This window comes from Arthrobacter sp. SDR-2R (genome assembly GCF_057747955.1).
The window spans coordinates 3859283-3872396 of the sequence record NZ_CM173231.1; the positions used below are offsets into that span (position 1 = coordinate 3859283).

General features: G+C 61.1%; 7 protein-coding genes and 3 rRNA genes. 1 reads left to right on the forward strand and 9 read right to left on the reverse strand.

Annotated elements, in window-relative coordinates; all coding sequences use genetic code 11:
- Nucleotide 1: 1 nt before the first annotated feature.
- The 6 genes from AC3ANU_RS17825 to AC3ANU_RS17850 all read right to left on the reverse strand — a co-directional run bounded on the left by AC3ANU_RS17825 (nt 2) and on the right by AC3ANU_RS17850 (nt 9605).
- The gene (locus AC3ANU_RS17825) at nt 2-760 is read right to left on the reverse strand and encodes a LamB/YcsF family protein (protein WP_018770564.1); all 759 of its coding nucleotides are present in this window, start codon (nt 758-760) and stop codon (nt 2-4) included.
- A gap of 519 nt (nt 761-1279) precedes the next feature.
- Nucleotides 1280-1396: ribosomal RNA gene (gene rrf, locus AC3ANU_RS17830) — 5S ribosomal RNA — on the reverse strand.
- Nucleotides 1397-1569: 173 nt separating this feature from the next.
- Nucleotides 1570-4699 (reverse strand): 23S ribosomal RNA (locus AC3ANU_RS17835).
- Nucleotides 4700-5239: 540 nt separating this feature from the next.
- A 16S ribosomal RNA gene (locus AC3ANU_RS17840) occupies nt 5240-6762 on the reverse strand.
- Together the 16S, 23S and 5S rRNA genes form the textbook arrangement of a ribosomal RNA operon.
- Nucleotides 6763-7472: 710 nt before the next feature.
- Nucleotides 7473-8150, reverse strand: coding sequence for a PASTA domain-containing protein (locus AC3ANU_RS17845; protein WP_488315000.1), 678 nt, complete (start codon nt 8148-8150; stop codon nt 7473-7475).
- Between the two features lie 66 nt (nt 8151-8216).
- On the reverse strand, nt 8217-9605 hold the full coding sequence (locus AC3ANU_RS17850; protein ID WP_488315001.1) for a GmrSD restriction endonuclease domain-containing protein: 1389 nt from the start codon (nt 9603-9605) through the stop codon (nt 8217-8219).
- Between the two features lie 278 nt (nt 9606-9883).
- On the opposite strand from AC3ANU_RS17850, the gene AC3ANU_RS17855 reads away from it, so the two are divergent.
- Entirely contained in the window at nt 9884-10276 is a 393-nt protein-coding gene (locus AC3ANU_RS17855; RefSeq protein WP_488315002.1) for a VOC family protein, read from the forward strand.
- 40 nt (nt 10277-10316) lie between these two features.
- Here the strand turns inward: AC3ANU_RS17855 and AC3ANU_RS17860 are convergent, their stop codons facing one another.
- From AC3ANU_RS17860 to AC3ANU_RS17870, 3 genes are read right to left on the reverse strand one after another with little or no spacing between them, the layout of a single operon-like run.
- Nucleotides 10317-11342: a LacI family DNA-binding transcriptional regulator gene (locus AC3ANU_RS17860; protein WP_142068363.1), complete on the reverse strand. Its 1026-nt coding sequence runs from the start codon at nt 11340-11342 to the stop codon at nt 10317-10319.
- Between the two features lie 36 nt (nt 11343-11378).
- Complete coding sequence (locus AC3ANU_RS17865) at nt 11379-12110, reverse strand: cupin domain-containing protein (protein WP_488315003.1); 732 nt, start codon at nt 12108-12110, stop codon at nt 11379-11381.
- A gap of 3 nt (nt 12111-12113) precedes the next feature.
- Nucleotides 12114-13094, reverse strand: coding sequence for a DUF6807 domain-containing protein (locus tag AC3ANU_RS17870; protein ID WP_018771325.1), 981 nt, complete (start codon nt 13092-13094; stop codon nt 12114-12116).
- Nucleotides 13095-13114 lie beyond the last annotated feature (20 nt).

A 13114-nucleotide genomic window follows, 5' to 3' on the forward strand; every position in this document is an offset into this window, starting at 1 on the left:
GCTAGGCGAAGCTTTCGATCCGGATGCCGGCGTCCACCAATGCGGCACGGACGGCGGCAGCCATTGCCACGGCACCGGGGGTGTCACCGTGCAGGCAGATGCTTTCGGCGTGGACGGGAACCAGCGATCCGTCGATGGCGCGGACTACGCCATCCCCGGCCAGGCGCAGTACGTGCTCGACGACGTCCTCCACCTTGTGCAGCACGGCGCCGGGTTCGCGCCGGGAGACCAGGGTGCCGTCCGGGTTGTAGGCACGGTCAGCGAAGGCCTCGGCCACGGTCCGCAGGCCCGCGGCTTCGGCCTGGCGCTGGATCTCGGAGTTGGGGAGCACCATAAGGGGCAGGGTGGGGTCCACTGCGAGGATGGCTGCCACAACGGCCCCAGCCTGCTTCGGGTGGGTGACGATGGTGTTGTAGAGCGCGCCGTGCGGCTTGACGTAGCGGACGGCAGTGCCGGCGGCGAGGGCCACGGCCTGGACTGCGCCGATCTGGTAGACCACATCGGCGGTCAGCTCGGCCGGGGTCATGTCCACGAAGCGCCGGCCGAAGCCGGCCAGGTCCCGGTAACCGGGGTGTGCGCCCACGGTGACGCCGGCCTTCACGGCGGCCTGGCAGGTGGCCATGATGCCTACAGGGTCGCCGGCGTGGAAGCCGCAGGCCACGTTGGCGCTGGACACGCTTTCAAAGATGGCCGCGTCGTCACCGAAGGACCAGTTCCCAAAGGACTCGCCGACGTCGCTGTTCAGGTCGATGCTGGGCATTGTGATCTCCGTCTCGGATTGCTGTTCATCCAAGAATGCCCTAAAAACTCGGATTGTTCAACAATTCTGAAGCCCCCTATTATGCTTCCGGCCCGTGACGCGCCATCACATCCTGCGGGTTTTCCATGATGCGCCATCACATCCTGTGGGTTTTCGAGGGATGCGCCATCACATCCTGCCCGTTCGCCGGCCACGCCTCATCACTTCGTGAGAGTCTTCTGTCGTGGCGCGGGACGTGGTGTCGCGTCACCGGTGGGGGAGGAAAGCTGATGTCGCGTCACCCATAACCGCACAGGACGTGGTGTCGCGTCACCGGTGGGGGAGGAAAGCTGATGTCGCGTCACCCATAACCGCACAGGACGTGGTGTCGCGTCTGCGGTGAGGGGACGAAAGCTGATGGCGCGTCACGGGGCCCAGGTGCGGGATCGCGTTGTGGTGTTGGTGGGTTAAATACTTTGGTGATTGGTGGGTTAAATGTGGGAGGCCCCAACCTGGTGGTTGGGGCCTCGACCAATGTGTGTCCGGCGGTGACCTACTCTCCCACACCCTCCCGGGTGCAGTACCATCGGCGCTGTGGGTCTTAGCTTCCGGGTTCGGAATGGGACCGGGCGTTTCCCCCACGCTATGACCGCCGTAACCCTTGTACCCGCCCGCCCGGTGTTTTGTTCGGGGGTGGGAAGTTTGGTGGTTACAACATTGTGGTGTTGTTATTCAGTTGTGGTGGTTCCGTGCCGTGACAACCCGTGTGTTGGGGGGGTTGTTGGTTGGGAACCACATAGTGGACGCAAGCAGAGTTTGTATGTATCTGTGTGGTGTAAGTTGTTGGCCTATTAGTACCGGTCAGCTTCACGAGTCGTTAGTCCTCGCTTCCACATCCGGCCTATCAACCCAGTGGTCTGGCTGGGGGCCTCTCACACCCGAGGGTGTATGGAAATCTCATCTCGAAGCGAGCTTCCCGCTTAGATGCTTTCAGCGGTTATCCCATCCGAACGTAGCTAATCAGCGGTGCACTTGGCAGTACAACTGACACACCAGAGGTTCGTCCGTCCCGGTCCTCTCGTACTAAGGACAGCCCTTCTCAAATTTCCTGCGCGCGCAGCGGATAGGGACCGAACTGTCTCACGACGTTCTAAACCCAGCTCGCGTACCGCTTTAATGGGCGAACAGCCCAACCCTTGGGACCTACTCCAGCCCCAGGATGCGACGAGCCGACATCGAGGTGCCAAACCATGCCGTCGATATGGACTCTTGGGCAAGATCAGCCTGTTATCCCCGAGGTACCTTTTATCCGTTGAGCGACGGCCATTCCACAATGTACCGCCGGATCACTAGTCCCGACTTTCGTCCCTGCTCGAGATGTCTCTCTCACAGTCAAGCTCCCTTGTGCACTTACACTCGACACCTGATTGCCAACCAGGCTGAGGGAACCTTTGGGCGCCTCCGTTACTTTTTAGGAGGCAACCGCCCCAGTTAAACTACCCATCAGGCACTGTCCCTGACCCGGATTACGGGCCGAAGTTAGATGTCCAAAGTGACCAGAGTGGTATTTCAACGATGACTCCACCCGAACTGGCGTCCGGGCTTCAACGTCTCCCACCTATCCTACACAAGCCACTCCGAACACCAATACCAAACTATAGTAAAGGTCTCGGGGTCTTTCCGTCCTGCTGCGCGTAACGAGCATCTTTACTCGTACTGCAATTTCGCCGAGTTTATGGTTGAGACAGCGGGGAAGTCGTTACTCCATTCGTGCAGGTCGGAACTTACCCGACAAGGAATTTCGCTACCTTAGGATGGTTATAGTTACCACCGCCGTTTACTGGGGCTTAAATTCTCAGCTTCGCCTTGCGGCTAACCGGTCCTCTTAACCTTCCAGCACCGGGCAGGAGTCAGTCCGTATACATCGTCTTGCGACTTCGCACGGACCTGTGTTTTTAGTAAACAGTCGCTTCCCCCTGGTCTCTGCGGCCCCGATCCCCTCCACACCGCAAAGGGTGTATCAAGGTTGGGGCCCCCCTTCTCCCGAAGTTACGGGGGCATTTTGCCGAGTTCCTTAACCATAATTCTCTCGATCGCCTTGGTATTCTCTACCTGATCACCTGTGTCGGTTTGGGGTACGGGCGGCTAAAACCTCGCGTCGATGCTTTTCTCGGCAGCATAGGATCACCAAATCCCCCCAAACGGGGGTCCCATCAGATCTCAGGCACCATGAGTGGCGGATTTGCCTACCACTCGCCCTACATCCTTAGACCGGGACAACCATCGCCCGGCTCGGCTACCTTCCTGCGTCACACCTGTTAATACGCTTGCCTCCCGGGATCAGGTCCTGCGCTCCACCAAAACCCTCACACCACAAGGGCGCTCGGGCAGGCTTCGGGCAGTTAGTATCCCCCGCTCAGCATGGGCGGTTTTTCGCCGGTACGGGAATATCAACCCGTTGTCCATCGACTACGCCTGTCGGCCTCGCCTTAGGTCCCGACTTACCCAGGGCAGATTAGCTTGACCCTGGAACCCTTGATCATTCGGCGGACGGGTTTCTCACCCGTCTTTCGCTACTCATGCCTGCATTCTCACTCGTGTAGGCTCCACCGCTGGTTTACACCGCGACTTCACCGCCCACACGACGCTCCCCTACCCATCCACACGCCTGAACCACAAGGGCTTAGCTAAAATGTGAATGCCACAACTTCGGCGGTGTACTTGAGCCCCGCTACATTGTCGGCGCGGAATCACTTGACCAGTGAGCTATTACGCACTCTTTTAAGGGTGGCTGCTTCTAAGCCAACCTCCTGGTTGTCTGGGCAACTCCACATCCTTTCCCACTTAGCACACGCTTAGGGGCCTTAGTTGGTGGTCTGGGCTGTTTCCCTCTCGACTATGAAGCTTATCCCCCACAGTCTCACTGCTGCGCTCTCACTTACCGGCATTCGGAGTTTGGCTGACGTCAGTAACCTTGTAGGGCCCATTAGCCATCCAGTAGCTCTACCTCCAGCAAGAAACACGCAACGCTGCACCTAAATGCATTTCGGGGAGAACCAGCTATCACGAAGTTTGATTGGCCTTTCACCCCTACCCACAGCTCATCCCCTCCATTTTCAACTGAAGTGGGTTCGGTCCTCCACGACGTCTTACCGTCGCTTCAACCTGGCCATGGGTAGATCACTTCGCTTCGGGTCTAGATCACGCCACTCACACGCCCTATTCAGACTCGCTTTCGCTACGGCTGCCCCACACGGGTTAACCTCGCGACGTAACACTAACTCGCAGGCTCATTCTTCAAAAGGCACGCCGTCACCAGAATCAGACTGGCTCCGACGGATTGTAAGCACACGGTTTCAGGTACTGTTTCACTCCCCTCCCGGGGTACTTTTCACCTTTCCCTCACGGTACTGGTCCGCTATCGGTCATTAGGGAGTATTTAGGCTTATCAGGTGGTCCTGACAGATTCGCACGGGATTTCTCGGGCCCCGTACTACTTGGGATACTCTCACAGGCGGTACAAACACATTACGGTTACGGGACTAACACCCTCTCTGGCCGGCCTTTCAAAACCGTTCACCTATGCGCGCACATCACACCCCACCAGCCCGGCAGAACTGGTATGGAAAGTCCCACAACCCCGACCATGCAACGCCCGCCGGCTATCACACATGGAACGGTTTAGCCTGATCCGCGTTCGCTCGCCACTACTAACGGAATCACTATTGTTTTCTCTTCCTGCGGGTACTGAGATGTTTCACTTCCCCGCGTTCCCCCCACGCACCCTATGTGTTCAGGTACGGGTCACCGAGTCACTCGCGCGCTCGGCGGGGTTTCCCCATTCGGACACCCTGGGATCACAGTCCGGTTATCGACTCCCCCAGGCTTATCGCAGATTCCTACGTCCTTCTTCGGCTCCTAATGCCAAGGCATCCACCGTGTGCTCTTAAAAACTTGACCACAAAGATCAAAAACATTTCTCGAGAGAACCACAGAAACCAACCACACCCCAACACCCAAAGGGCATCAACAGCGCAGCCAGATCCAGGTTCATTAATCTTGGAAATTGCTTCTTATACAAGATGCTCGCGTCCACTATGTAGTTCTCAAACAACAACCCCACACCACACACCCCACACACCCACAACAGGCGCACGGAACGTCACGGCAGGGAAACCAGAAACAAACAAACCCGACAAGGAACCACCACGACCAAAGCCGCAGCAACCCCTCCCCGGCCCTGTTGCCTCAGGACCCAACAGTGTGCCAAACACTACCCAGCAACCCAAACCAGCCGCGTTCCAGAACACCCGCCCTCCCCCGAAGAGAAGAACAAAACATTCGTACTAACCACACCGGTCCGTGCCACCAGGCACCTATTTGTTGATATTCCACCCATGAGCACCCGCCACGGAACAATCGTCCATGCTGCGGGCTTGCTTCCTGACAACCCCCCACACCGGCATTCACCAGCACAGAAGAGTTGGAGGTGCTCCTTAGAAAGGAGGTGATCCAGCCGCACCTTCCGGTACGGCTACCTTGTTACGACTTAGTCCCAATCGCCAGTCCCACCTTCGACAGCTCCCTCCCACAAGGGGTTAGGCCACCGGCTTCGGGTGTTACCAACTTTCGTGACTTGACGGGCGGTGTGTACAAGGCCCGGGAACGTATTCACCGCAGCGTTGCTGATCTGCGATTACTAGCGACTCCGACTTCATGGGGTCGAGTTGCAGACCCCAATCCGAACTGAGACCGGCTTTTTGGGATTAGCTCCACCTCACAGTATCGCAACCCTTTGTACCGGCCATTGTAGCATGCGTGAAGCCCAAGACATAAGGGGCATGATGATTTGACGTCGTCCCCACCTTCCTCCGAGTTGACCCCGGCAGTCTCCTATGAGTCCCCACCATCACGTGCTGGCAACATAGAACGAGGGTTGCGCTCGTTGCGGGACTTAACCCAACATCTCACGACACGAGCTGACGACAACCATGCACCACCTGTAAACCAGCCCCAAAGGGGAAACCACATTTCTGCAGCGGTCCGGTTCATGTCAAGCCTTGGTAAGGTTCTTCGCGTTGCATCGAATTAATCCGCATGCTCCGCCGCTTGTGCGGGCCCCCGTCAATTCCTTTGAGTTTTAGCCTTGCGGCCGTACTCCCCAGGCGGGGCACTTAATGCGTTAGCTACGGCGCGGAAAACGTGGAATGTCCCCCACACCTAGTGCCCAACGTTTACGGCATGGACTACCAGGGTATCTAATCCTGTTCGCTCCCCATGCTTTCGCTCCTCAGCGTCAGTTAATGCCCAGAGACCTGCCTTCGCCATCGGTGTTCCTCCTGATATCTGCGCATTTCACCGCTACACCAGGAATTCCAGTCTCCCCTACATCACTCTAGTCTGCCCGTACCCACCGCAGATCCGGAGTTGAGCCCCGGACTTTCACGGCAGACGCGACAAACCGCCTACGAGCTCTTTACGCCCAATAATTCCGGATAACGCTTGCGCCCTACGTATTACCGCGGCTGCTGGCACGTAGTTAGCCGGCGCTTCTTCTGCAGGTACCGTCACTTACGCTTCTTCCCTACTGAAAGAGGTTTACAACCCGAAGGCCGTCATCCCTCACGCGGCGTCGCTGCATCAGGCTTTCGCCCATTGTGCAATATTCCCCACTGCTGCCTCCCGTAGGAGTCTGGGCCGTGTCTCAGTCCCAGTGTGGCCGGTCACCCTCTCAGGCCGGCTACCCGTCGTCGCCTTGGTAGGCCATTACCCCACCAACAAGCTGATAGGCCGCGAGTCCATCCAAAACCACAAAAGCTTTCCACCAACCACCATGCGATGGAAGGTCATATCCGGTATTAGACCCAGTTTCCCAGGCTTATCCCAGAGTCAAGGGCAGGTTACTCACGTGTTACTCACCCGTTCGCCACTAATCCACCAGCAAGCTGGCATCATCGTTCGACTTGCATGTGTTAAGCACGCCGCCAGCGTTCATCCTGAGCCAGGATCAAACTCTCCGTTGAAGTAAAACAAAAACAGACACAACCACAACCACCGGAAATAACGGCAGAAACAGCTGCACAAAATTTGAAACCAGCTAAAAACACCATGCACACCACGGGGTGGCGGCACAGCACAATCAACCAATTACATACATAATCGGTATCAACAAACTTGGCACACTATTGAGTTCTCAAACAACAGACACACCCGGCACCACCCAAACCAACGTCCAGGCTCGCTCCGGAGCAACTTTCCAAACTTACCCGGTTCCAACAAGCTTCGCAAATCAGCGTTACCGCGATCCACTCCACTCCGAAACCAGCCCCACCCGCGTCCGGCACGCCAAGAGGCGAACCATTTCCAGGCCGTTCAGTAAGGGGTTTGGCCGCTATCTTTCCGCTTCAGCGGCGGCGACTCAGAAAACAATACCCGCCCCCACACCCAACCGCAAATCGACCCCCTAGCGGGTGAAGATCCGCGGAATCCCGGAGCAGGAACGGCCGTCGGGGCACCCAAGCGGCCTCCCGCCGTCGTAACTCCCTGGTGTGTGCTGCCGCACATGCTGTCTGGCCTCCCCCATCTCCGGCCCGACCTCAATTCCCTCGGTTGGCCCTTAAAGCCACGAGCCGCGGATACCTCCGGAAAGGAGGATCCGCGGCTCGCCTTGTTGCCCATAATGGTGGCCGAGTCAGCCCTGAGACAAGGACCTACCCAACCGAGCCAGCGTGGGCTACTTGGCAATGCCACCGTGCCTGCTACAGGCCCCCTGCCGCGTGGTGCCGGGCCAAACATAGCCGTCGCTGCAGATAATGGCTCCCCCACTATTGGGAACTGCCACAGGAGCAGGTGCGGGAGCCTGCGCGGCCTGCTTGGCAGCTGCAGCCCGCGCAGCCTGGTCGGCGGCAGCCTTCGCAGCGGCTGCCTGATCGGCGGCGGCCTTGTCGGCAGCGGCTTTCTCAGCGGCCGCCTTCGCAGCAGCAGCCGCCTTCTCGGCCGCGGCCTTGTCAGCTGCCGCCTTGTCGGCCGCAGCCTTCTCCGCCGCAATATCGTCAAGGCTCTTGACGCCGAGATGCACCGTGGACCCCTTGTCAGCCTTTGCACCGTTGGCTGGGTCCTGGGTGGTCACCTGCCAGTTGCTCTTGACCATGATCGACTTGCCGTGGGCCGTGTCCTTGGCATCAACTTCAAACCCAAGGTCTTTCAGCTGGTCCGTGGCCTTGTCCAGGGCCAAACCCGTCACGGACGGAACGGTGACGGTCTCGATCGTTTGCGCAACAGAGGTTGCGGCTGCTGCAGGCTGCGTCGCCGCCTGCTTGCCGCCGCAGCCCGTCAGGATGAGGCCGGCAAGCACAGCCAGAGCCAGCGTCTTCTTCAACCTGCCGGCGGCAGGCATGGGACTTGTTTTCATGATTCCCCCTAGGAATGCGTGTGATGGTGTTGAAATCGCGTCCGGAGAGTCCGGACAAGAACGGGCCTACTCGCAGGCGATGCCGTCGGAGTCGCGGTCCAGCGCGGACCGGTAGCCGGCCTGGCCGGCGTAGAGCGGCGCAGCTCCCGCAGCCCTCGCCGCAGTGCAGTTGGCGTAGTAGACGGCCGCAGGTGCCGGTGCGGCGGGAGCAGGTGCGGGTGCAGCCGGCGCAGGTGCCGCCGGGACAACGGGCGCGGGCGCCGGAGCGACCGGTGCCGGTGCGGGGGCAACCGCCGCCGGAGCAGGAGCAGCCGCGGCAGGCGCCGGTTCAGCCACCGCCGGTGCGGGAGCCGGGGACTGTTGGCTGGTCGGAGCCAACTGTCCGGAGCAGTCACCGAGGATGCGGGCCATCGCGTCGTGCTCCGCCTGTGTCACCCACAGCCCATATGTCGCCTTCACCGAGATCTGCCGGGCCACATACTCACACCGGAAGGGCTTGGCCGGGGGCAGCCAGGTGGCCGCGTCGCCGTCGCCCTTTTGCTGGTTGGTGGGTCCGTCCGTTGCCTGGAGATTCAGCGGATCATTCGCGAACGCCGTCCGCTGCTCGGTGGTCAACTGCTGCGCGCCCTTCTGCCACGCGTCGCTCAGCGCCACCACATGGTCGATCTGCACGGCAGTGCTGGTCCCCGAGCCACGGACAAAACTGATGGTCTTGCCCGTGTAGGGATCCGCCAGGGTCCCTGTCTGGACTTTGCAGGGAACACTGTTCGTGTAAGTGATGCCGGTGAGGTCCCGCCGGAGGATGTCGTTGCGGGTATCGCAGCCATTGCGGTCCACGTCCAGCCACGCCTGGCCGAACTGCGCCCGGTCATACCCCGTTTTCGGCGCCCGGCCCTTGATGGAAAGGGTGGCCAACAGATCGACCGCCTTTGTGGCGTAGGCCGGCTGCGCGTTGGGGGCGGTGGCGGTGACGCCGGCGGCAAGGACGGCCGGGTTCTCCGGGTCCAGCGGCTCACCAGTGCTGTCAGCGGTGGGAGTGGGCGTGGACGACGGCGAAGCCGTGGCTGTGGCGGTTGGGCTCGCTTTGGCGGACGCCACCTTGGCGGTGCTCTCCGAGGAGGCTGCCTCCAGGTCTGCGCTGGCAACGTGCGGCAAGGCGGCGGCCCCGCCGATGAAGAGGGCGATGGACGCGGCGATCGCGATGGCGCCGGCCTTGCGTTGCGCCGGGAGCCAGGCCCAGGAGCGCCGCCCTGTAAGCAGGACGTAAAGGCCGGTGAGTGCGGTTGAAACGCCCAGGAAAATCAGGGCTCCGCCCACTCCGCCGCTCAGCGCGCCCAAAAGCATGAACAGTGCGGTGATGCCGGCAACAATAAACGTTGAAATGCGTGGTTTCCGCGGCGGCTTCGGTGCCGCCGCAGGTGGAACAAACCCGAAAAGGGTGTCGTGGTCGGGCATTCTTTCCCCATTTTCACGGGGTCCCCATATGGGTCCCCCACATTTGGCGGGCCTGCTGCTAAGCCCGACAAACTCATCGTCATGAGCCTATGGTCCAACCGAAACCGAAAACGGGCGTCCTGCGCGTCCTCGGCCAACATTCAGCAAGTCTTGATCGGACCTTGAGGAAAGCCCGACGCAATACCGTGTGAGTGCTTCATAATTCGCGGTTTCGCGTGGCTAAACCCGTCTGTTCGGCTCCCATTCCCTTGCGTGAGCCGCAAAGATAGAGTGGCCGGATGCAGATGCGTCTTGAGGTTGTCCAGGTCCCGGTTTCCGACGTCGACAGGTCGAAAGCGTTCTATACCGAAAAACTTGGCTTCGTCCTGGACCACGACGTGGAACACATTCCGGGCATGAGGGTGGTCCAGCTGACTCCCCCGGGTTCGCCCACATCAGTAGTCATCGGCACCGGGATGACCGCCATGACGCCGGGCAGCCTGGAGGGACTGCAACTGGTGGTTCCGGACATCACCGAGGTCCGGGCCGAACTGGTCAGGCGGGGCGCGGACATCAGCGAAATCCAGGACCTGGGCGGCGTCCTGTTCGCCTACTTCAGCGATCCCGACGGCAACCGCTGGGTGATGCAGGGCCAGACCCCTGCGGACATCCGGGACGCGCACAAACCCTAAAAGAAGCTGCCAAAAGGGAGCGGGCGCCGGAGGGTGCGGACTACTTTTTAGCCGGCGGGGCAGTGGAACCCCGGACCACCAGCTCGGTGCCGAGCTCGATCCGCTGCGGCAGTTCCTCGTCACCATCCAGATGCCGAAGCAGGGCGCGCATGGCAGTTTCGGCCATCTGCACTACCGGCTGCCGGATCGTGGTCAGCCCCGGCTCGATCCACTCGGCCGCCGGAATGTCGTCAAACCCAATGACGGACAAGTCTTCGGGAATGCGGAGCCCGGCGGAACGCGCAGCCCGGTACGCACCCAAGGCCTGGTCGTCGTTGCCGGTGAAGATCGCCGTCGGACGGTCCGGCAACTCCAGCAGCTTGCGGGTTGCAGCCTCGCCCGCTTCGATGGAAAAGTCGCCGGGAACCATCAACGCCGTGTCCAGGGCTATGCCCGCGCGGCGCAGTGCCGAGATGTAGCCATCCTCTCGGGCGCTGCTGCACTGCAGGTCCTCGCGGCCGCCGATCATGGCGATCCGCTTATGCCCCAACTGCAAAAGGTGTTCCGTGGCCGAATAGCCACCCTCCCAATTCGCCGCCCCCACTGTCATCAGGTCCGGGCCAGGCTGGCCCACAGGATCGATCAGCACCACAGGTATCCCCAAGGACTTGATCCGCTGGATTTGCTTGGCATCCAACTGGTAGACGGCCATGAGCAGCCCATCCGATTTCCGCTCCGCGAGGTTGGCCAGCCACGGCCGGATGCGCGAGCCGTCCAGGCTCAGGCTGCTGACCACAGTCCCGTAGCCGGCGTCCTGTGCCACACGTTCTACGCCCTCGATGATCTCCAGGGCCCATTCCGAGCCCAGCCCCGGAAACACCAGGTCCACCAGGCCGGCCTTTTGCCTGCGTTTGGCAGGGCGGCGCGCATAATCGCGCCGGGCAATGATCTCCTCCACCCGGGCACGCGTCTCTGCCGCCACGTGCGCGTGCCCGTTCAGCACCTTGGACACGGTGGGAACCGAAACCCCGGCTTCACGGGCAATCTCACTGATCGTCGCGCGCCTGGTGTCCTGCTTGCTCACCACGGAAACCGCCCTCTCACCCGGGTCACGCGCCCGGTGCTATGTATCGGAAAGTTCCCACGTCTGGATCCGGCCACACATGCCGTAAATTCTGCGGTTTTCCCGTTTTCCCATCGTAGTTCGCGCACCGGCCAGATAGATACTTTCTGCCGTGTCCAGAGAGGCCAGCTGCTGCCGGGTGACTTCCGCCTGGCGGGCAGCTCCCTCCGCCAGAACGTCTGCCCAGGCGCTGGTCCTGTCCGAGACCAGACGGGCAGCGGCAGCATGGAAGTCGGCCAGTGCTGCCGGGCCGGAAACCAGCACGGCTTGCTTAAGCGCAAAGTAACCTTCCAGGGCCAAATCACGACGGCGGCGCGCGGCGTGCTCGCCCGCGTCCGGCCCAGCGTCGGCGTCCTTGTGTTCCAGCGCCGCTGCGCTCCGGTACTTTTCCGCGTGCGCAAGGTACTCGGGCGGAAATGTCATCACGGCATCGCCGTGTTCGGGCAGCCCGGCATTCTGCATGACTACAAGGACCTTCAGGTCACCCGAATCATTGATGGCGCGATGCACGGTGCCGGGGGTAAACCAAAGCACCACCCCAGGCGCCAACGGTGTCGAGGTGAAGCCGCGCGAGTCAAGTGTCTCCAGCCTGCCGATTCCCTGGAGCACCACGTACGCCTCCGTGGAAGCGGTGTGCACGTGCGGCGACCCGCCGGCTGCACCGTCGGCGCCCGGCCAGTCGTAGATGCTGATTTCGGAGAGCCCAGTGGCGCCCGGAAACGTTGAGGCCATCCGTTACGCCCAATCGCGAAGCGCTGCTTGCGCAGCATCCGCCAGCGCCTGGGCGCGTTCGGCGTCCACACCGCCATCGGCAATCACCACGGCGTAGCGGTAGGAAAGCGGCGCACCTTCACGGAGGGGCACCTCCTCGCTGAAGAAGGGGGCTGAGCCCAGGCACGCGAACATGGACGACCTGGCAAACCACTGGTTGGGTGCACCGGGGTTATTTCCGTCCTCCACGAACGCGATGGTGGAGGCCCGGCAGGTGACGTCATGCGTACCGGTGAAGGCGATCCACGGCGAGCGGGTGCCCATGAATTCGTCCGTACCCGCATCCTCCTGGTTGCGGAACACGCCGCCTGTAAAGGACCTGGGGCCGCGCCAAAAGAGGCCACCGTATCCGGCGTTGTGCCGGCCTTCCGTAGTGGGGCTGCCGATGCGGATCTCTTCGCCGGAGATATTGCTCATCCTGGTCTCAAAGAGGATGGCGTATGCCCCCTCGGTTTCGCTGTTCTCCGTGGCAGCGTCTTCCACCAACCGGAGGCTGAACCGGCGGCTCTCCGCAATGACCGGTTCCCCTTCCTGCGAGGTCCAGGTCAGGGATTCCGACGCCGTGATGCCGGGGCCGGATTGGTCGATGCCCGTGAAGGATCCGTGGGTCATGGCACCATTGTTGTCCAGGTTGGCGTACTCCGTGGCGCGTGTGTAGGTGGCTCCGCCCCAGAAATTGTGCTTGCCCACGTTGGGCAGCGCCCAGGAAAGTCCCTTATGCCAGACGTGGTCCCACGGGCGGGAAATTGTCACCTCGTCCCCGCCCAGGGTGGTCAGCGGATGGAAGAACGGCCGCGGACTCTCGTACTGGTCGTCCGTGGGCTTGTAGGTATAGGTGGCGATAGGCCTGCCTTTGGCTGTGAAGGTGAGGGCCGCTCCATCGTCGTGGAAACTGAGTGATGCCGCGGACACAGCGGAAAGGGACGCTGCTGTGGGGGTGGTCATGATGGTGCCTCCTTGGGTAT

What these genes read in the sequence shown, in the direction of transcription:
- AC3ANU_RS17825 (WP_018770564.1), bottom strand. Translation starts at nt 760, where the DNA reads ATGCCCAGCATCGACCTGAACAGCGACGTCGGCGAGTCCTTTGGGAAC.
- AC3ANU_RS17845 (WP_488315000.1), bottom strand. Translation starts at nt 8,150, where the DNA reads ATGAAAACAAGTCCCATGCCTGCCGCCGGCAGGTTGAAGAAGACGCTG.
- AC3ANU_RS17850 (WP_488315001.1), bottom strand. Translation starts at nt 9,605, where the DNA reads ATGCCCGACCACGACACCCTTTTCGGGTTTGTTCCACCTGCGGCGGCA.
- AC3ANU_RS17855 (WP_488315002.1), top strand. Translation starts at nt 9,884, where the DNA reads ATGCAGATGCGTCTTGAGGTTGTCCAGGTCCCGGTTTCCGACGTCGAC.
- AC3ANU_RS17865 (WP_488315003.1), bottom strand. Translation starts at nt 12,110, where the DNA reads ATGGCCTCAACGTTTCCGGGCGCCACTGGGCTCTCCGAAATCAGCATC.
- AC3ANU_RS17870 (WP_018771325.1), bottom strand. Translation starts at nt 13,094, where the DNA reads ATGACCACCCCCACAGCAGCGTCCCTTTCCGCTGTGTCCGCGGCATCA.